At 69.3% G+C, this 17,792-nt stretch carries 19 protein-coding genes; 4 read left to right on the forward strand and 15 right to left on the reverse strand.

Translation table 11 applies throughout. The features are described 5' to 3' along the window. Positions 1-27: 27 nt before the first annotated feature. The 8 genes from ABD844_RS05015 to ABD844_RS05050 form a co-directional block, all read right to left on the reverse strand. Positions 28-1,299 (reverse strand): cytochrome P450, encoded by a 1,272-nt coding sequence (locus ABD844_RS05015; protein WP_344873417.1) that lies wholly within the window; start codon positions 1,297-1,299, stop codon positions 28-30. Beyond that, entirely contained in the window at positions 1,296-1,502 is a 207-nt protein-coding gene (locus tag ABD844_RS05020; protein ID WP_344873419.1) for a ferredoxin, read from the reverse strand. Before ABD844_RS05020 ends, ABD844_RS05015 begins: the two co-directional genes overlap by 4 nt. Before the next feature lie 299 nt (positions 1,503-1,801). Then, complete coding sequence (locus tag ABD844_RS05025) at positions 1,802-2,419, reverse strand: TetR/AcrR family transcriptional regulator (protein WP_344873421.1); 618 nt, start codon at positions 2,417-2,419, stop codon at positions 1,802-1,804. A 228-nt stretch (positions 2,420-2,647) separates the two neighbouring features. After that, positions 2,648-3,109, reverse strand: a complete 462-nt coding sequence (locus ABD844_RS05030; protein ID WP_344873422.1) for a nuclear transport factor 2 family protein — start codon at positions 3,107-3,109, stop codon at positions 2,648-2,650. Between the two features lie 369 nt (positions 3,110-3,478). Continuing rightward, positions 3,479-3,796, reverse strand: a complete 318-nt coding sequence (locus tag ABD844_RS05035; RefSeq protein WP_344873423.1) for a hypothetical protein — start codon at positions 3,794-3,796, stop codon at positions 3,479-3,481. Between the two features lie 24 nt (positions 3,797-3,820). Beyond that, positions 3,821-4,504: a WXG100-like domain-containing protein gene (locus ABD844_RS05040; protein ID WP_344873424.1), complete on the reverse strand. Its 684-nt coding sequence runs from the start codon at positions 4,502-4,504 to the stop codon at positions 3,821-3,823. A 35-nt stretch (positions 4,505-4,539) separates the two neighbouring features. Continuing rightward, entirely contained in the window at positions 4,540-5,268 is a 729-nt protein-coding gene (locus tag ABD844_RS05045) for a hypothetical protein (RefSeq protein ID WP_344873425.1), read from the reverse strand. Then, a complete protein-coding gene (locus tag ABD844_RS05050; RefSeq protein ID WP_344873426.1) occupies positions 5,265-5,567 on the reverse strand; it encodes a type VII secretion target in 303 nt (100 codons plus the stop codon). Before ABD844_RS05050 ends, ABD844_RS05045 begins: the two co-directional genes overlap by 4 nt. A 161-nt stretch (positions 5,568-5,728) precedes the next feature. Between ABD844_RS05050 and ABD844_RS05055 the strand changes: the two genes are divergently transcribed. Continuing rightward, complete coding sequence (locus ABD844_RS05055; RefSeq protein WP_344873428.1) at positions 5,729-6,139, forward strand: YbaB/EbfC family nucleoid-associated protein; 411 nt, start codon at positions 5,729-5,731, stop codon at positions 6,137-6,139. A 139-nt stretch (positions 6,140-6,278) separates the two neighbouring features. Here the strand turns inward: ABD844_RS05055 and ABD844_RS05060 are convergent, their stop codons facing one another. The 6 genes from ABD844_RS05060 to ABD844_RS05085 all read right to left on the reverse strand — a co-directional run bounded on the left by ABD844_RS05060 (position 6,279) and on the right by ABD844_RS05085 (position 13,202). Next, a complete protein-coding gene (locus ABD844_RS05060; RefSeq protein ID WP_344873430.1) occupies positions 6,279-6,698 on the reverse strand; it encodes a hypothetical protein in 420 nt (139 codons plus the stop codon). Continuing rightward, on the reverse strand, positions 6,698-10,321 hold the full coding sequence (locus ABD844_RS05065) for an RHS repeat-associated core domain-containing protein (protein WP_344873432.1): 3,624 nt from the start codon (positions 10,319-10,321) through the stop codon (positions 6,698-6,700). Before ABD844_RS05065 ends, ABD844_RS05060 begins: the two co-directional genes overlap by 1 nt. A 19-nt stretch (positions 10,322-10,340) precedes the next feature. Continuing rightward, a complete protein-coding gene (locus tag ABD844_RS05070; protein WP_344873434.1) occupies positions 10,341-10,814 on the reverse strand; it encodes a hypothetical protein in 474 nt (157 codons plus the stop codon). Next, the gene (locus ABD844_RS05075) at positions 10,795-11,139 is read right to left on the reverse strand and encodes a hypothetical protein (RefSeq protein WP_344873436.1); all 345 of its coding nucleotides are present in this window, start codon (positions 11,137-11,139) and stop codon (positions 10,795-10,797) included. The genes ABD844_RS05070 and ABD844_RS05075 overlap by 20 nt, the downstream gene beginning before the upstream one ends. A gap of 27 nt (positions 11,140-11,166) precedes the next feature. Next, positions 11,167-11,880 carry a YbaB/EbfC family nucleoid-associated protein gene (locus ABD844_RS05080; RefSeq protein ID WP_344873438.1) on the reverse strand — a complete coding sequence of 238 codons (714 nt, stop codon included), beginning with the start codon at positions 11,878-11,880 and terminating at the stop codon, positions 11,167-11,169. A 380-nt stretch (positions 11,881-12,260) separates the two neighbouring features. Further along, on the reverse strand, positions 12,261-13,202 hold the full coding sequence (locus ABD844_RS05085) for a TIGR03620 family F420-dependent LLM class oxidoreductase (RefSeq protein WP_344873440.1): 942 nt from the start codon (positions 13,200-13,202) through the stop codon (positions 12,261-12,263). An 86-nt stretch (positions 13,203-13,288) separates the two neighbouring features. On the opposite strand from ABD844_RS05085, the gene ABD844_RS05090 reads away from it, so the two are divergent. Next, positions 13,289-13,852 carry a TetR/AcrR family transcriptional regulator gene (locus tag ABD844_RS05090; protein WP_344873442.1) on the forward strand — a complete coding sequence of 188 codons (564 nt, stop codon included), beginning with the start codon at positions 13,289-13,291 and terminating at the stop codon, positions 13,850-13,852. 77 nt (positions 13,853-13,929) lie between these two features. On the opposite strand, the gene ABD844_RS05095 is transcribed toward ABD844_RS05090, so the two are convergent. Then, positions 13,930-14,958, reverse strand: a complete 1,029-nt coding sequence (locus tag ABD844_RS05095) for an aldo/keto reductase (RefSeq protein WP_344873443.1) — start codon at positions 14,956-14,958, stop codon at positions 13,930-13,932. Between the two features lie 186 nt (positions 14,959-15,144). Between ABD844_RS05095 and ABD844_RS05100 the strand changes: the two genes are divergently transcribed. After that, positions 15,145-16,698, forward strand: a complete 1,554-nt coding sequence (locus ABD844_RS05100; RefSeq protein WP_344873445.1) for an alpha/beta fold hydrolase — start codon at positions 15,145-15,147, stop codon at positions 16,696-16,698. Between the two features lie 295 nt (positions 16,699-16,993). Then, entirely contained in the window at positions 16,994-17,653 is a 660-nt protein-coding gene (locus ABD844_RS05105) for a class I SAM-dependent methyltransferase (protein ID WP_344873447.1), read from the forward strand. The last annotated feature ends 139 nt before the right edge of the window (positions 17,654-17,792 follow it).

A 17,792-nucleotide genomic window follows, 5' to 3' on the forward strand; every position in this document is an offset into this window, starting at 1 on the left:
CCCGGGCCCGCCACCGGCGGCGCGGGCTCAGCCGATGCGGAGAGGGAGGGTGCGGGGGCCGCGTACCTGGCTGGCCGCCCAGGTGACGGCGCCGGGGTCGGCCAGCTCGAACTCAGGGATGCGCGCCAGCCACACCTCCAGCGCCACCCGCAGCTCCATCCTGGCCAGGTGTGAGCCCACGCACCGGTGGATGCCGAGGCCGAAGGCCGCGTGCCGGTTCACCTCGCGGTCGATGACCACCTCACCGGCCCGCTCGAACTGCGCCGGGTCCCGATTGGCCGCCGGGAACGACAGCAGGATCCAGTCGTCGGCCCTCATGTCCACGCCGTTCCACCGCATGTCGTCCTTGACCAGGCGCGCCATGGTCACCGGCGCGTACGCGCGCAGCAGCTCCTCCATCGCCGTGGGCAGCAGCCCAGGCTCGGCCACCAGCCGCTCCCGGTCGGCCGGGGTCCTGGCCAGGTGCCACAGCGAGGCCCCGATCGCGCTCCACGTCGTGTCGATGCCCGCGACGAGCAGCAGCGTCATCGTCCCCACCACGTGCGCGGGGTCGAGCTTGCGCCCGCCCAGCTCGGCCTCGATCAGGTACGTGGTCAGGTCGTCACGCGGATGCTCGATGTGGTCGTGGATCTGCGCGACCAGGTAGTCCGACAGCTTGGTGAACCGTTCGAGCCGCTCCTCCGGCGGCCGGTTGACGCTCTCCAGCGCGCTCTCCACGAACTCCCTGAAGCGCGGCCCGTCCTCCGGCGGGAAGCCGAGCATGTCGGCGATCACCCGCATGGGGATGTGCTGGGCGTAGTCGCGCGCGGCGTCCACCACCTCGCGCCCGCGCATCGCGTCGATCAGCGAGTGGCAGAACTCCCTGGTGGCCGCCTCGCGGCGGGCCACCGCCGACTTGGTGAAGGCCGGCAGCAGCAGCTTGCGGGCGTCGTGGTGGAACGGCGGGTCGGACGAGATCGGCGGCACCCCGCCCACGGGCGCCAGCTCCTTGGGCGGCCGGACGTTGCTCACGACGACCGCCCGCGAGGAGAAGCGGCCGGTGTCGTAGGCGATCGAGGCGACGTCCTCGTAGCGGGTCGGCAGCCACATGCCGCCGAACCGCTCGGTGTGGGCGATCGGGCAGCTCTGGCGCAGCTCGTCCTGGATGGGGTAGGGGTCGGCCGTCCATTCGGGGTCGACGTGGGAGAAGTCGGTGGCCCAGTCGGAGACCGGGGCGGTGACGATCTCGCTGACGGTGCCGATCTGGCGGGCCCTGCGCGTCTCTTCCAGTTCCGCGCCGAAGCGGTCGTCCGCGCTCATCGCGGGCCTCCGTCCAGGACGTCGATCGCGCGTTCCGGGCAGTTGGCCACCGCCAGGCGAGCGCCCGGCTCCTGCCCGGCCAGGACGGCGCCGCCGGCGAGCACCGTCCCGTAACCCTCGTCGTCCTCGCCGAACAGGCCGGGGGCCAGGTCGTAGCAGCGACCATGCCCGTGGCAGCGCTCGGAGTCGATGTGTACCTTCATGGCCTCGTTCCCGTCTGTGCTGGGTCTCGGATCCGGTACCTCCTTGAGCGAATTAAAAAAGCGTTCATTTGACTCGTCAAGGCCCACCGACGAGATGATGCGTGTCTGAACTCATCGAACCTGACAGTTTGGCGCGGTTCTTGACAGCTGACTTGATAGTGAGAGATCGAGGATGACAGTTGGCCTGCGCCCTCGACGCCTGGCGTTGGTGGTTGAACCGCAGCCGGACGAGTCCTTCGTCTCGTGGATTGATCGGATGGCTCCGTCTCGACGGAACACCTCGGCCCAACAGGGTGCGACTATTTGCCGCCGTCCGTGGTTTTCGACGATCGGCCACTCGAGGCCGACACTCGAAGTCCGTCGCAGACGACGGTAAGGACCCTGCCGGCCAGCCCGGTATCGCCATCTTCATGGTTGGTGGCTACGAACGTCCCTCGCAGCAGCGCCATGAGGTCCACGATGCCGATATCCCCGCGGACCTCACCGGCCCGCTGAGCCCGGGCCAACAGCTCGGCGATCGCGTCCCATAGATCGCGGTTGACCTCGGCCAGGTTCGCCGTGACCGAGATGCCGCTCCCGCCCAGAGCGTCGATGAGGTCCTTCTTCGCGGCGCTCTCGCGGGTCATGTGGGCGACGAACTCGAAGAAGGCCTCACCTGGGCGCTCGGCGACGGTCAGGGCACGGGCGCGGTCGACCAATCGCCGCACGCGGTGGAGGATGACCGCCTCGAACAACGCCTCTTTCGTCGGGAAGTGGCGATACACCGTCCCGGCACCGACCCCGGCCCGCCGTGCGATCTCATCCAGAGGAACCAGCAAACCGTCGGACGCGAACGCGGCCTGCGCCGCCTCCAGCACCCGCGCTCTGTTCCGCCGTGCATCGGCTCGCATCGACGGTGGAGGCTGTTCGGCCTTCACGCTCTTTCCTCCTTTGGCGGGGTAGGGACGGCGATCACGAAACGGGTGATCGTCTATCAACCCTAATTCACCAGTTGACCGGTGAACTCGGCGTCGGCCGTCACCTCCCCGCGGGCCGGCCGCTGGTGGGTGACATCTCCTTGGCATCCAGCGTCCCGGCTTGCCGCCCGGGCAGAAACAACCTTCCCGGGTCGACAATCGTCAGCGTCGGCCCATCACCGCACCCGCTCACTCGCTCTCCTGCGAAAGCAGCTCGATGAGCTGGGGCAGCATTCCGAGAGCTCTCGCGCCGGTGATCGGGTTCGTGTAGTCCCGGGAGTGCACGATCTTGCCGTCACGAATCGTCATGACGCAGATGTAGGACAGCACGAACTGCTTGCCGGTGGCGACGACCTTGCCATGCACGTCGTACTCGACGATGACGACTTCCGGGTCGGCGGTCTGGTGGATCACGACGGAATCGATCTTCTGATACTCCCGCGCTCCGGCGCCCGCCTGGAACCGAGTGCGCAGCTCTTCGCCGCTGGTCTCCGAGCGCTGCGGGATTCCCGGTGGGGCGAAGGGCATCTCGATCACGACCGATGCCCCGTACAGGTCGGCCAGATTGCCCCCAGCGGGGTCTAGGGCAGCGGAGAGAAAGCGCTCGACGACCTCGTGTGCTGTTGGGGTGGCTTTGGTCTGCTCCGTCACGACTGACTCCAGTTCGAACCATCGGGCACGCATTACCGGAACGATCGCCCCGGTTTGGTCGGCGACAATACGGGGCGCTCGTTCCGGTTGTCAACGGAGGGCAGTCACGCCCGCACGGCCTCAACCCGAAGAACCGGCCTGCATGACCGAAGATGCGAAGCCAGTACGGCGGCGTCCGAACGCGGTTCGGACCCTACTGTCACTTTGAATGTCATTCGATCGACTGATTAGATGCTGGTCTAAATGAAAGTGGCCAGGTCGGCCGCAGGTTCCGCTGCCATGTTCAGTGACGCCAGACAGTGCGCTGGAGAAGGGCTTAACGTACGTTCCCGGTCATGGACACGCTGAGGGCCGGGCTCCGACCGCGGTCTACTCGGCCGGCCGGTGGTCCACCAGGTTGGCCCGCTCGGCCGCGCGCCAGTTGCGGGCGCATTGGACCAGGAGTTCGGAGATCATCCCGCCGGCGTCGGTGCCGTCCGTCAGCGAGGTGCGGCAGTGCTCGCGCACGGTGTCGTACATACGCTCCGCATCGCCGGCGGCGAACCAGCCGAACGCCCCCGGCAGGGCGGTCGACGTCAGACGGGACAGGGCGGTCTCGAACCCCGGTATGACGTCCTCGCCGTACCGGACGCTCATCTTGTCGATGGTGTCAGGGGTGACGAATCTCGTGTCCTCTGCGTCCGACATGTCTCTCTTCCCGTCAGCTGGGGGTCACTTCTGCTCGGCAGGTGCGACCCAGTTGAAGTCCTCTGCCTGGTCAGGCAGTTTCTGTCCCGGTTCCGGCTGCTGGAAGGTGGGGTTGTGCCTGATGTCGACGCTCACGTCGGCGAAGTCCACCAGCCCGGCCCGGAAGTTCACGAACTCCTCGAACATCTTCGGCTGCAACCGCATGGTCGTGACGCTGTTCCACTGCGCTTTGACGTAGAGGCCGAGCTTGAGGATCATCATGGCCACTCTTCTGTCGGTGACCTTCGCCAGCCACCTCAGGTAGAAGCGGGCCTGGACGGTGGTCTGGGGCACCAGCATCATCGCCGTGAGATATCCGGTCTGGAGGAGGAGCCAGGCGATGAAGACGTTGAGTTTGTAGAAGAAGTTCTCGACGGCGTCGGCGACCTCATCGCAGATGGTCGCGATCTCAAGGAACAAGGCGCGCAGTTCCTCGGTCTTGACGCGCATGTCCTTCGTCACCCGGGCGAACTCTTCCTGGTCGACGGCGATCCAGCCGCGCTTCGCCTCCTCGGGCAGGTCCTCGAGCGTCGTGACGGAGCCGTCGAGATCCTTGGCCATCTGCCGCCACACTCCGGCGGCGCGGGTGAACGCGTCCTCGTCGAAATCACGGCTGGCCAGGAGGGAGACCACCACCAGCGCTACCCCCGAGACCAACTGCAGATGCATGAATCCCCTGAGGGTCAGTCCCAGCGTGTTCGGCATTACCGCTGACCCGCGTCGGCGTGCTCGGGCGCGACCCAGCCGAAGTCCTCTGCCTGGTCAGGCAACTTCTCTCCCGGGTCGGGCTCCTGGTAGGTGGGGTTGGTTTCGGTGTCGATCCGCACGTGGGCGAAGTCGATGACCGCGGAGGAGGCGAACCGATCGAACTTCTTCAGCTGCACGCTGGCGGCGTCGATCCTGGACATCTGCGACTTGACGTAGATGACCAAGCCCATGATCATCAGCCACGTCATCTTGTCGGCGGCCGCCGCCAGCCATCTCAAGTACCAGCGAGCCTGGATGGCGGCCGGGGGGTAACGCCTCAGCACCTGCAGGGCCACCACCTGGGTGAGGAGCGCCGCGCCGAGCATGTTCACCGAGTGGACCCAGTGCCGGGCGACCCGGGCGAGCTCGTCGAAGGCGTCCGCGATCTCGAGGAACAGCGCGCGCAGGCTGCCGGTCTTCTCATGCATCTCGACCGTCACCACGGCGAACTCACCCTGGTCCGCGGCGATCCAGCCACGCCTGGACTCCTCGGGCATGCCCGCCAGCGTCGTGACGGGGGCGTCGAGGTACCTGGCCATCTCCCTCCACCGCTCAGCGATCGTGGAAAGCCTGTCCTCGTCGATGAAGGACTTGGCCAGTGCGGAGGCCGCGGTCACCAACGCCCCCGAGGACCACTGCAAGATCGTGAACGTCTTGAGGGTCATGGCGAACGGGAAGGCCATCATCGGTACTCCACGATGTTGGCCTGTTCGGCCGCGCTCCAGTTGCGGGCGCAGGTGGTCAGCACGTTGGAGATGTCGTCAGCGGCCTGGAAGCCCTGGTCCAGCGTGGTGTCACAGCGATGCCGCGCGACCTCGTACGTGTTCTGCGCATCCTGGAAGAGCGGGCCGAAGGCATCCATGAGAGCGGTGTACGGCAGGCGGCGCCGGCTCTGCCAGAAGCCGTCGGCGACATCGTCGTAGTGCTCGCTCATCGTCTTGATGGTGTGAGAGGTGATGACTCTCGTGCCCTCTGCACCCGACATGTCACTCCTTCGGCAACCTTGCGTCGGATGATAGTATCCTCACCTCAAGTCCTTGATCATTGCGTTCGGTGTATGTTCACAAGGGCGAAACTGTACGCTGACCGCCGGTTCAACGAGCCTTGATCGAGTTCGCTGCCGTGCCTACGACAGGAGACCACGGCATGCCCGAGTTCGATCCGGCCGCTGTCACGCCTGAAGATCTGGAGAAGATGCTTCGGCGTGCGGAGGAGACCATGGCGAAGCTGGAAGCGGCGGCGGACGGCTTCCATGAAGTCACCGGGGAGGGCACGGCCGCCGACGGGAAGATCCAGGCCACCGTGGAGTCCGACGGCATGGTCAAGGAGATCCGCCTCGATCCGCGCACGCTGCGCACCATGGGAGTCGAGGAACTGGCCGAGGCCATCGTGGCGGCGCTGCGCGAGGCCCAGCTCTCGGCCCGCGGGCAGTTGGAAGCGCGGCTCGCGGCGGTGCAGGGGGAAGAGCTGGGCTCGTTCGACATGGGCGCGGCCGGCCGCGGACTCGAAGACATCCAGTCCTCCTTCCTGTCCTCCTTGCGTACCGACTCCCGCTGATCCCTCAAAGAGGAAAGCGGGTCGTCCTGCCGTCCGCCGTCGCCTGGGGCCCGTCGGCGCACCTTCCAGCCGCTGCGCAGCTCGCCCCAGTTCTGGCACCGCACAACCCTCCAGGGCGCACACGCCTTCGAGCCGTGTGCTACTCCGGGTCCTCCCACGACGCCTGCTGGTCCGGGTCCAGGTCGATGGGAGGCATGTCCAGGAGGTAGAGGTGCGCCATCTCCACCAGTTCGTCCGCGGTGACGTCCGGCAGGGCGTCGAAGTCCGCGTGGGACACATCGAGGGTGAAGCTTCCTCCCGAGCCGTCGTCCAGGACGGCGGTGACCAGGCACCGGTAAACCCCCGGCCCCTCCGTGCCGAAGACCACCGCGAACAGTGATCGGATCCGGCTCGCATGGGCGGCCATCCAGCCCGGCCGCCCGACGGCGGAGCGGCCCTGATCGCGGGCGGTCCGCGCGAGCCGCTCGTAGTCGGCCGGGGACGGCCTCTTGATGTCACCCCGGCCGCCGGGAGAGTAGAGGTCCAGACTCGGCCACTTGCGGGCCCGGAAGATACGCATCAGCGTCTCCTGAAGTTGTTGACGAACACCGGAGTGTCCAGGGTGATCTCCGACCCGGGGTCCTCCGCCCGGTGGATGAGCGACATCCGCCGGTGATTGCCCTGCAGGATCGTGCCCGGGTATCTCGGGTGCACCGCCATGTACTGGCCGTCGCGCGGCTGGAAGACCGACTGGAGCAGTTCGGCGTCCGAGCGCTTGGACGCGCCCGCCGCTCTGCCACCGTACTGGGGGTTGCCCGCCTTCAGGTCCAGGAGGTCACGTACCGTGGCGTTGGGCGCCGGGGCCGACCCGCCGAGGCTGCGGTTCACCAGGCGGTTGTCGCGTTTGGCCAGTTGCAGGGCGAAGGCCCAGCGTGGCCCCTTCTCCCGCCAGCTACGGACCTTGAGCGCCAGGTCCTTGAAGAAGACCGGGCAGGGCGCGAGGCCGAGCGGGTCGGCCCAGATCAGCGGGTTGGCGACGTACGCGTACGGGTCGAGTTGCGGGGCCAGGCCGAGGTGATCGGGACTCTGGTAACGGGCCGTGGCGGGGTCGTAGTAGCGCTGGTTGTTGTAGTGGAGGCCGGTCTCCGCGTCGGCGTACTGGCCGGCGAACCTGAGCGGGCAGTCCACCCCCTCGCGGGCCAGCGGGAGGCCGCCGCCCCACAGCGTGGGCACGTGCCGCCAGACCTGCTCGCCGGCGTCGTTCACCAGCTCGGTGGGGGCGCCGGTGAGGTCGCTGACGATGCCGTGGAACCGCAGGCCGGAGCCGTCACGCTCGGTCTGGGTGAGGGGCCGGACACCTTCGGGCTCATATTCCCAGGTGACCGTGCGTGCCACGGCACCCGGAGCGGTCACCGTGGTCTGCTCGGCGAGGACGGCGTCGTCCCAGGCGTACTCGGTCTGCTCGACGATGGTGCGGCCGTCCGGCGCCAGCCGTTGCTTGGCCACGCGACGCCCGAGCGCGTCGTACCGGTAGCGCCAGCGCCGGCCGCCGGGAGTCGTGACGCCCACCAACCGGTCGTCGGCGTCCCAGTCGTAGCGCCAGGGCGAGGAGCCGTCCGCGTTCCGCCGCAGGACGACGCGGCCCTGGGCGTCGTGGTCGTAGCGGACCTGCCCCGCCGCGCGGAGCCGTACGCCGGTGTAATCGCGCCCGCCGAGGGTGTCGTCGCCGGCCGCCCCCGCGGGCCGGTCGGCATGGACGACGCTGCCGGCGGCGTCGTAGCTGTAGCGTTCCCCCCGGCCCGCCGCCTGGACGGCGGTCACCCGTCCCACCGCGTCCAGCGCGAAATGCCTGGCGCCGATCGTCCGGTCCTCGATGCCGGTGAGATTCCCGTCCGGCCGGTAGGCGTAGGTGCGCTGCTGGAGGACGCCGGCGCCGCTCAGGGTCTGGCGGACGAGCCGGTCGCCGGGCCCCCAGTCCTGGACGAGCGTCGTCCCGCCACCGATCCGGCGGCCGGTCTCCCGCCCGGAGGCGTCGTACCCGAAGCGTACGGTGCGGCCCGCCGTGTGCAGGGCGACGTGCCGGCTCGCGAGGTCGAACTCCCACGACGCCTCCATGCCGGACGGCGTGCGGCGCAGCACGCGGCGGCCCGCCGCGTCGTAGGCCGAGTCGAGCCGGCGGCCGTTGCACGTCTCGGCCACCACCCGGCCGAGCACGTCGTGCTCGAACCTGACGTCGGCGTCGGCGTTCACCGCGCTCACCAGCCGGCCGGTCACGCTGTAGCCGAAGGTCGCGACCTCGTCGCCGGAGCGCTGCTCGATCACGTTGCCCAGGACGTCGCGGGCGTAGCGGACGCTCTGGCCCGCACCGTTGACCCGCTCGACCAGCAGTCCCGTGCCGTCATAGGCGTAACGGAGCACCCGGCCGTTGTAGTCGGTCTCCCGCACCAGGTTGCCGGCCGGGTCGTGGGCGTAGCGCCACACCAGCCCGCGCGGATCGGTGACCGCAGTGAGCCGCAACTCGGTGTCGTAGTCGAACGAGACGCGCGCGCCGTCCTGCTCGACCCTGGAAATGGGCAGGTCGAAGGGCCCGTACTCGGTACGGCTGAGCCGGCCCGCGGCGTCGACGTGCGTGACCAGGTTGCCCTCGCCGTCGTAGGACCACAGCTCCGTCTCCCCGCCGGGCTGGGTCGAGGAGGTGAGGAGTCCCTCGACCGTCCAGGTGAAGGCGGTCCGGCCGCCGAGCGGGTCGAACGTCTGGATCACCCGGCCGAGCGGGTCGCGGACGCACCGGCTCCGCCGGCCCAGCGGGTCGGTGACGCTGATCGGCAGGCCCGCGTCGTCGTTCGCGATGCGGGTCAGCGCCCCCAGCGGATCGGTGACCGACGACAACCCGCCCAGCTCGTCGTAGGCGTACCGGGTGGTCGCGCCGGCGGGGTCCGTCACCGTCGCGAGGTTGCCGCGCGGGTCGTACTCCTGCCGCCACACCGTGCCGTCGGCATCCGTGACCTGCACGGGAAGGCCGAGGTGGTTGTAACGGGCGGTGATGTGCCGGCCGTCGGGGCGGACGATCGCGGTGAGGTTCCCCGCCCCGTCGTAGGAGCACCTGGTGGTACGGCCCAGCGGATCGGTCCTGGACAGCAGCCGGTCCCGCTCGTCCCACTCGGACCCGGTGGCATGTCCCAGCGGGTCGATCTCGGTGACCACCTGGCCGGCGTCGTTGAGGTGGTAGGTCGTGCGGTTCCCGAGCGAGTCGGTCATGACCGTGACACGGTCCTCATAGGCCAGCGCCACGTCCAGGAACCCGCCGGTGCCGTGCCCGCGGACACCGCGTCCCCACTCGTCGTAGACGTAGCGGTACCAGTGCCCGTTACGGTCGGTCCAGCCGGTCAGCCGTCCCTCGGCGTCGTAGTCGAAACGCAGGGGGCGGCCGGCGGAGTCGTACACGTCGGTGAGGTGGCCCGCGTCGTCGTAGGCGTACCGGACGAGGGTCAGATCCTGGCCGCCGGACACCAGTCGCAGCGCCGTCACCCGGGCGTCGTCGTCGGTGTGCACGGCGATCCGGTAGCCGCCCGAGTGCCGGATGCCGGTGAGCCGGCCGGTGGGGTCGTGGTCGAAGTCGATCCGGTTGCCGTTGCGGTCGCGGACGGCCGTGATCCTGCCGTCCGGGGCGAACCGCAGCGTGTGCCCCGCCTGAGGGTCCGTGACCGTGTGCCCGCCCGCCCCGTCCGGCGCCAGCGGCCAGTACGGGCCGGCCTCCGGCAGCACCGGGCTCTCGCGCACCGGCGGATACGCGAGCACCATGCCGTCCGCCGCGGCGAAGTACACGCCGCCGTCGCCGAACTCCAGCCGCTGGTCCAGCGTCGAGGCCCACGACACCCCGAAAGACCGGCCCGCCCGGTAGGACGACACGTGGGTGCGTTCCAGCTCCAGCGGCAGTACGCCGGGCAACTCCACATCGACCTGCCGGAGCACCACCTCGCCGCTGGCCACGTCGATCGGGTCCTTCGTGCGTACCCGATCGGCGTAGCCTCGCGACCGCGGTAAGGCGCCGGCTCCGGCGCTCAACGACCGTCGCGGGTCGGCGCCGGCTCCGGCGCCGCGAGCCACGCCCCGGCCCGCGGCGCCCCGGATCCTGAACAACGAGCCCGCCGCCCGGAACAGGCCCTGCTCCGCCAGCCCACGGCCAATCTTGGAAACAGCCATCGTGTCCGTACTCGGCGGCTCAACCGGTCACGGCCGCCGCCGCGGCCTTGGACGTCAGGTCGAGATGGCGGCGCCCCGCCTCCCGTATCACGGGCACCATCGCGCCACCGGTGCCGGCCGCGGGGGCGAGGGCCGCCGCGGTGAGTCCGTACTGGTAGAGCGTGTAGGCCTTGTGCGCCAGCACGATCGCCGCGCAGACCAGGAGACCAAGGCCGACGACCCGGACGCCGGTGGTGGCGAGCTGGAGGTTCGCGCTCGCGTTCTCCGGTCCGCCGAAGTGCCCGTCGAAGGCGGTGAAGTCGTCGCCCTGGTTGGCGACGGCGATGGCCTGCGCGAACGCGTTCCCGTCGGAAAGCGGTTCACGCATCAGGTCGGCGTACTGGCCGGGGACCTTGCCCATGGCCGTGACCAGGTCCTCCTCGCCGTCAGGGAAGAGCACCCCCAGGAAGGCGGCCATGACGGAGAGCTGCCCGTCAGGAAGCTGTAGGCTCATGGTCCCCTTCGGAAGACACCCGGATCTGTGCTGTCGCAGCGTCCTCCGACGACCTGTGAACGGCAGCCATCTCCCGTACGGCGCCGGGATAGGCGGCATAATCATCGAGATTGTCCCGCTGGCACGCAACAAACGCCTCGTGAACGGCGCTGAAACACATGTCGATCGCCTGGCCGACCTCGTTGTTGAGCCCCCAGGGACGGCCGTAGGAGGCCATCTCCTCCAGGTACGCCCGCACGGTCTCCTGGGAACGGCCGTGCGCCTCGCCGAGCCCCTCGGCCTGCCGTGCCAGCGACGCGTGATCGACCTCGAGCTCGGCAGCCATGCCGTACGTCCCATCTCGTTGCCCGACTCATTCCCGAGGCTTGATGCTACCCATGAGATCGCTCATGGCCTGCCCGAACGCCCGCATCTCCGCGACGCCCTGCTCCCGCAGCTCCGCGATCCTGGCGGCGATCCGCTCGGGGTCGGCTCCCGCGGCCCGCCGTCGTTCCCGGACCTCGGCCGCCAGGTCGTCCAGCGCCAGGTTGACGGCGGCCATGAGGGCGTCGCCGAGTTCGGCCGCGTTCCCCATCGCGCGGGGCCGGATGGTCACCGAGTCCAGCCGCGGCGCGGGCCGGCAGACCACCCGGACGAGTCCCCCGGCGGCCACGCCCTCACCCGAGGCCTCGGCGGCGGCCCGGTCGGCGGCGACGGCCACCTGTCCCATGACCTCCAGCATCCCGGCGAGCCGGTCGAAGGCCGGCCCGAGATCCAGCCGGGGGACGGCGGCGGAGACCTCCATCTCCTGGCGCAGCCGCCAGGCGCTGTCCTCGATCGCGACCGTGATGCCCGCCGCCCGCGCCGCGACATCGTCGCGAACCTCCCGGAACTGCCCGGCCAGTGCGAGGGGGTCGATGACGGGCGGTCGCCCGTCCTGGTCGTCCTGCCCGGCCCGGTCGTCGCGGTCGTCGTCGAGGGCTTCGTTCACGGCCACCAGCACGTGCCCGGCGAGTTCCTCCGGTGTCAGGGCCAGCGCGCGGGGATTCACCCGGCAGGACGCCACCCGGCCGTCAGCGACCACCACTCGGACGGCTCCGTCATTTCCCTGGTCGACGCGCGCCATCGCGGCCAGTCCTGATGTGGTGATCGAACACGACCGCCACTGTACAGCTCGGCTTGGTTCACTCGGGTATTTGTCCGGAGAAATCGGGCCCGGCGCCGGCATTTGTCCCTGGCAGACCACTCCGGGCGTTCGGGCATCCCTGCAGCGAGTGCGTTCATACAGTTGATCTTCGGCTGGTCACTGCCAACTTCAATGACGCAACCAGCGGTGTCTCGACCATCTTCGATGCGTCCGGACAGCGCTGTCCTGGTCGCCTGCGGATGTCAGTACGGCGCGGGAGATGTCAGGGACTCGGCAGCAGGCCGCTGCCGGCGGGAGGCGGGCCGGCGGGAGCGTGTCACTCAGACGATCGGGGCGGCGGCGGAACCGGCCGATCGCCGCGTGAGGTGTGCGAGCCGACGCCACTGGTCGAGCGGGAGCGTGGCTGGATCTGCGGGCAGCGCCTGGAGGCACACATGGTCGGCACCTGCGCTCAGGTGGGCGCCGACCCGCGCCGCGATCTCATCGTCGCCGATCGCGACCAGCGCGTCGACCAGGCGGTCGCTTCCGCCATCGGCGAAGTCGACCTCGTCGAACCCGAGCCGCCGCCAGCTCGCCCGGTACGGCGCGCCGGGAAGGTAGCCGGCGATGTGGGCGCGCGCCCTGGCCCGCGCCTCGTCGGCGCTCACTCCGGTCACCACGGCCTGTTCGACGATCAGCGCGCGCTCCCGCCCCAGCACCGCGCGGGCATCGGCTGTGTGCTCCGGCGTGACCAGGTAGGAGAACGCCCCGGCAGACCGGTCCCGCGCCAGTTCGAGGGCACGTGGGCCCAGCGCGGCGAGCACCCGGGGCGCCTGGGGCGCCGGACCGCCGCCGACCGCGGCCAGTTCGAGTATGGGATCGGGCTCGTCCAAGCGGTCAAGGTGTTCGCGCAGCGCCGTCAAAGGCCGCTCGTAGCGCAGGCCCAGCACGCCCTCGACCATCCGGGCGTGGGACGTGCCGAGCCCCAGCACGAAGCGGCCGGGATGGGCGTCGAGCAGCGCCCGCGCCTGCGACCTGATCACCCGGGGGTGGCGGCCCCAGATCACCGCGATGCCCGTCCCCACGACAAGCGAACCGGTGGCGCCCAGCAGCGTGGACGCCTCCATGAACGGGTCACGGACCAGCCCTTCGCTCAGCCACAGTGCGCCGTAGCCGAGCGTCTCGATCTCGGCGGCAGCCTCGGCGGCCGCCGCCGGTGACCGTAGGTCCATGCCGGGCACCCACAGTCCCACTGGGCCGATGAACGGCAGGGTCGACGTCATGAACAAGCTCCTCGCTAGAATCCGGAGTGGGGCTCCGTATAATACCGGAGTGCCACTCCGATACAACAAGGGAAGAGAACGACGTGATGACCGGACACCCCGGACGCAGCGACGCGCGCCGCAACCGCGCTCGTTTGATCGAGGCGGCAACCGCGCTCTTCGACGAGGTCGGCGTCGACACGGCCGCGATGAACGACATCGCCCGCCGCGCGGGAGTGGGACCGGGCACGCTGTGGCGCCACTTCCCCGACAAGGAGGCGCTGACGGCAGAGATCGTCGGACAAAGCCTGGACGGCCTCGCCGCGCTGGCCATCGAACTGCTCGACGAGCCGAAATCGCGGGACATCCTGCGCGAGTGGGTCTCCGCCCTCGTCCGGCACATCACCCGCTACCGTGGGATCGCCACCAGTTACGCGCGGGCAACGCGCACCGGGGACAGCCCTCTGGGCGTCCGCTGCCTGGCCGTCGAACAGGCCGCCACCGAGTTGGTACGACATGCACAAGCCCGCGGCCAGGCACGAACCGACCTGACCGGTTCCGAGCTCATCGAGTTGGCCACGGCCGTCGCCTGGGTCAACGAGACGACCGCCCCGCCGGACACCGCCGAACGCCTCCTCGACCTGGTCTTCGAGGGCCTGCGTCCACGCTGAGCCGCATCACCGACACCGGCCGTCGCCCCGCTCCGCGCCCTCGGCCGGTGAGGTGTGAGCGGGTGGGGCGGCGGGAGTTACGCGGTCGCCTGCGGTGCCCGCTCGTCGACGAGCCCGGCCGCCACGAGGTCGCTCCACAGCCGTTCCGGCGCCTGACTGGTGGACGCGGCCAGGTTGCGGCGTACCTCCTCGGCTGAGCGCATGCCGACCACGATGCCGGCGACCGCCGGGTGTCGCAGGGGGAAGGCCATGGCGGCCTCGGGCAGTGTCACGCCGTGGTCCTCGCAGACGTCGGCGATGCGGTGCGCCCGCTCCAGCACCTCCGCGGAGGCGGGCCGGTACTCGAATCGCGCGTCGGGCCCGGGGCGTGGTGTGGCAAGGACGCCGGAGTTGAAGATGGAAGCCGCGAGGATCGAGATCCCTCGTTCGGCGCAGGCCGGCAGCAGCTCGTCGAGGGCGGACTGGTGCAGCAATGTGTAGTAGCCGGACAGCATGACGACGTCGATGTCGGTTTCCCGGACGAGCCGGGTGAGCATGCCGGTGTCGTACATGCCCGCCCCGATGGCGCCGACCACGCCCTCCGCCCGCAGTTCGGCCAGCGCGGGGTAACCGTCGCGGAACGCGGCCTCGAAGTGTTCTTCGGCGTCATGCAGAAAGAGCACGTCGAAGCGGTCGACGCCCAGGCGGGTGAGGGAGTCCTCGACGCTGCGCCGGATGCCGTCGCGGGAGAAGTCCCAAACCCGCCGGTGGGTCGCGGGCACGTGGAAGAACTCGTCCATCCGGCCGGCTGGGTCCTGCGGAAGCAGCAGGCGGCCCACTTTGGTGGACAGGACGTACTGCTCGCGCGGCACCTGGCGCAGGAACTCGCCGATCCGGCGTTCAGAGTGTCCGATGCCGTAGTGCGGTGAGGTGTCGAAGTAGCGGATCCCGCCCTCCCACGCCGCAGCCAGCGCCTCGGCGGCCGCGTCGTCGGCCAGCGGCGCGAACAGGCCACCCAGTGGACCGCCACCGAAGCCCAGTTCCGTGACTTCCACCGCGCTGCGCCCGAGCCGCTTGGCCTTCATCCCGCCGTCCTTCCTGACAACTGTGCGCCTCCATACGTTCACGATCACAGCCTGGGCGCTGGGCGGCCAATCAATTAGCGCATTGCTTAACGAACTTCACTGAGGGCGCGCCTCCTGACAGTGATGGGGCGAAGCGGCTTCTGGATCCGCCCAACGGCACGTGATCTTCGGCCGGTACTGCCGAGGAGAAACGGTAAGTAAACGACCGCCGCTCTACTACTGGTCCGCATGACGTACCGAACTTCACTGACGGCGCTGGCACTGGCGCTGGCGGGGTTGGTGGCGCATCCCTCCGCGGCGGGCGGCACCGCGAGCCCCAGTTCCAGCTCCGGCGTGTCTTCCGTGCAGTGGAAATCCTGCCCGGCCTACTCCGATGAGGTGATCCGCGGCCTGGGCGTGGCGGCGGACAAGGTCGCGGCCTTCCACCGCTTGCTGAAGCGCCTGGAGTGCGGGACGGTCAGCGTCCCGCTCGACCACCGTGAACCCGCCGGGCGGAAGATCGACATCGCGTTGACCCGGCTGGCCGCCACGGACGAGGCCCACCGGCTCGGCGCCATCGCCGTCCTGCCGGGCGGGCCGGGCAACAGCGGATACCTGGACCCGGTCCTGCGGGCCGCGCTCAGGAACGAGGAGATGGCGGGGCTCAACGAGCGACACGACATCATCGGCTTCGACCCGCGCGGGGTCGGGTACAGCACCAAGGTCGCCTGCCCCACCTCGCCGAACGGCCCGCAGGAGCCCGGAACGCTGGCCGAGGAGGCGGCCAGGAAGATCTACGACGCCCAGGTCGCCGCCAACCAGAGGTGCGGACGCTCCGACCCCGCCTTCCTCGGGCAGCTCACCACCGAGAACGTGGCCAAGGACCTGGACCTGGTACGGACCGCGCTGGGTGAGAGCGAGCTCAACCTGCTCGGCTTCTCCTGGGGCACGTATCTGGGCATGGTGTACCGCAGCCTGTTCCCCGGGCACACCGGACGGGCCTTCCTGGACAGTGTGGCGCCGCCGTGGACCCGTATCGACGAGCACGCCGAGGACAGCGCGGAGGCGGCCGAGCGCAACTTCGGGCGCATGGCCGCCTGGCTGGCCCGCCGCGATGGGACCTACGGTCTCGGCGCCACCCCGCAGAAGGTGCGCGAGGAGGTGGCGACGCTGGTCAGTACGTACGACAAGCACCCCAGGACCTACACCGACCTGCAGCGTCCCATCGACGGCTCGGCCGTCGCCGACCTGGCCAGGCGTAACTCGACCGAGTGGGCGCGCGCGGGCAGGGCGCTGGCCGAGCTGCGGACGGCGACGGGCGCCACCGCCCCGCCCACCGTCAAGGAGATGCTCGGCGCGCCCACGATGGGGACGCCCGCGCCCGGCGCACCCGAAACGCTGAACATGACCATGAACTTGGCCGTCTCGTGCAACGAGGACGGCAGCCGGGCCGATTTCGACACCGCCTGGAGTGCCTACCAGCAGCTCCTGAAGCGCAATCCGGCGACCGGCCGGGCCTGGGGAGTGCCGGTCATGTGTCCCGGCTGGCCGCTGCCGGTGCAACAGGCCACGTTGAAGCGGAGCAGCGGGTCACTGGTGCTGGCGGGGCACCTGCACGAGTTCATGTCCGTCTACGACTGGACGCTGCAGACGCGGCGCGCCATCGGCGGCACCGTCTACACGGTCGCCGACGACGTGCACGTGTCGACCACCCGGGTGCCCGAGTGCGCCGCCGACGTGGCACGGTACTTCGAGACGGGCAAGATCGACAAGGGCTGCAAGGGCCTGGCGACCCCGAACTGACCACGACTTGCGGACCCGGCGATCAGCACAGGCCGGACGAGCGCGGCGATGCCGTATCCCGCAAGCATCCCTGTCTCACGTGACCTGGCGTTCGTCTCGAAGCGTTGGTGGGTCTCGTTGGTCCACTGCCAAGTGGTGTGACCTGACGGTTACGTTCTGCAGCGATGGTTGCGGTGTGGCTGAGACTCGTGCGCCAGGCGTGGCCGGCTGGTCGTTGTCCTGGCTTGGCGCCGATGGTGAGACGTCGACGCTGTCAGCATTGCAGCCCGGCGAATGATTTTGTGATAGTCGATCCATGAACTCGGCTGATGGCGGGAACCTGCAAGAACTACTCGACGAACAGGTCGTCTACTACCGGGCGATTGCCACGGAGTACGAGCGCCACGCTCTACCCTTTCCCGGAGCCTCTGAGCTGTCGGCGGCGCTCGATGCGTTCCGGCCGACCGGCAGCGTGCTCGAACTCGCCTGCGGCCCAGGCAACTGGACCACACAGCTACTCCAGCACGCCGCAGATGTCACCGCCGTGGACGCGTCCCCAGAAATGCTCGCCATCGCCTCGGCACGGGTGGGCGAGGAAGAGCGGGTGCGCTTCGTGTCGGCCGACCTGTTCCGCTGGCAGCCGGACCGTCGTTACGACGTCGTCTTCTTCGGGTTCTGGCTGTCACATGTTCCCCCCGAACGCTTCGCCTCCTTCTGGTCCCTGGTGGCCGACTGCCTGAAACCGGACGGGCGGGTATTCTTCGTCGACGACGGCTACCGGACTGCCGACGAACTCATCGAGGGCGAGCAGTCCGCGACCATACAACGCCAGCTCCTGGACGGGACCGCCTACCGGATCGTCAAAGTCCCACACCAACCGCCAGACCTCGAACGACAGCTCGAGCGGATCGGATGGCGCATCAAGATTCACTCAACCACTGGGCCGTTCTACTGGGGAGCGGGCAACCGGGCCTGACACCAAGAAAACTGCCCACCTTCAATGAGACAACCCTGGCCGTCATACCGGTTCCTCTCAAGAAAGATGTCAATTCGCTGACCAGGGGCGCCCCGCCTGTCGCAATTCATTGAGCCCGGACACCTCCGGTCTGTTTACG

Source organism: Nonomuraea antimicrobica, from assembly GCF_039536965.1.
Lineage (GTDB): Bacteria > Actinomycetota > Actinomycetes > Streptosporangiales > Streptosporangiaceae > Nonomuraea > Nonomuraea antimicrobica.

What these genes read in the sequence shown, in the direction of transcription:
- ABD844_RS05035 (WP_344873423.1), bottom strand. Translation starts at nt 3,796, where the DNA reads ATGTCGGACGCAGAGGACACGAGATTCGTCACCCCTGACACCATCGAC.
- ABD844_RS05050 (WP_344873426.1), bottom strand. Translation starts at nt 5,567, where the DNA reads ATGTCGGGTGCAGAGGGCACGAGAGTCATCACCTCTCACACCATCAAG.
- ABD844_RS05105 (WP_344873447.1), top strand. Translation starts at nt 16,994, where the DNA reads ATGAACTCGGCTGATGGCGGGAACCTGCAAGAACTACTCGACGAACAG.
- ABD844_RS05065 (WP_344873432.1), bottom strand. Translation starts at nt 10,321, where the DNA reads ATGGCTGTTTCCAAGATTGGCCGTGGGCTGGCGGAGCAGGGCCTGTTC.
- ABD844_RS05020 (WP_344873419.1), bottom strand. Translation starts at nt 1,502, where the DNA reads ATGAAGGTACACATCGACTCCGAGCGCTGCCACGGGCATGGTCGCTGC.
- ABD844_RS05055 (WP_344873428.1), top strand. Translation starts at nt 5,729, where the DNA reads ATGCCCGAGTTCGATCCGGCCGCTGTCACGCCTGAAGATCTGGAGAAG.
- ABD844_RS05090 (WP_344873442.1), top strand. Translation starts at nt 13,289, where the DNA reads ATGACCGGACACCCCGGACGCAGCGACGCGCGCCGCAACCGCGCTCGT.
- ABD844_RS05100 (WP_344873445.1), top strand. Translation starts at nt 15,145, where the DNA reads ATGACGTACCGAACTTCACTGACGGCGCTGGCACTGGCGCTGGCGGGG.
- ABD844_RS05060 (WP_344873430.1), bottom strand. Translation starts at nt 6,698, where the DNA reads ATGCGTATCTTCCGGGCCCGCAAGTGGCCGAGTCTGGACCTCTACTCT.
- ABD844_RS05070 (WP_344873434.1), bottom strand. Translation starts at nt 10,814, where the DNA reads ATGAGCCTACAGCTTCCTGACGGGCAGCTCTCCGTCATGGCCGCCTTC.
- ABD844_RS05085 (WP_344873440.1), bottom strand. Translation starts at nt 13,202, where the DNA reads ATGACGTCGACCCTGCCGTTCATCGGCCCAGTGGGACTGTGGGTGCCC.
- ABD844_RS05040 (WP_344873424.1), bottom strand. Translation starts at nt 4,504, where the DNA reads ATGCATCTGCAGTTGGTCTCGGGGGTAGCGCTGGTGGTGGTCTCCCTC.
- ABD844_RS05075 (WP_344873436.1), bottom strand. Translation starts at nt 11,139, where the DNA reads ATGGCTGCCGAGCTCGAGGTCGATCACGCGTCGCTGGCACGGCAGGCC.
- ABD844_RS05045 (WP_344873425.1), bottom strand. Translation starts at nt 5,268, where the DNA reads ATGATGGCCTTCCCGTTCGCCATGACCCTCAAGACGTTCACGATCTTG.
- ABD844_RS05015 (WP_344873417.1), bottom strand. Translation starts at nt 1,299, where the DNA reads ATGAGCGCGGACGACCGCTTCGGCGCGGAACTGGAAGAGACGCGCAGG.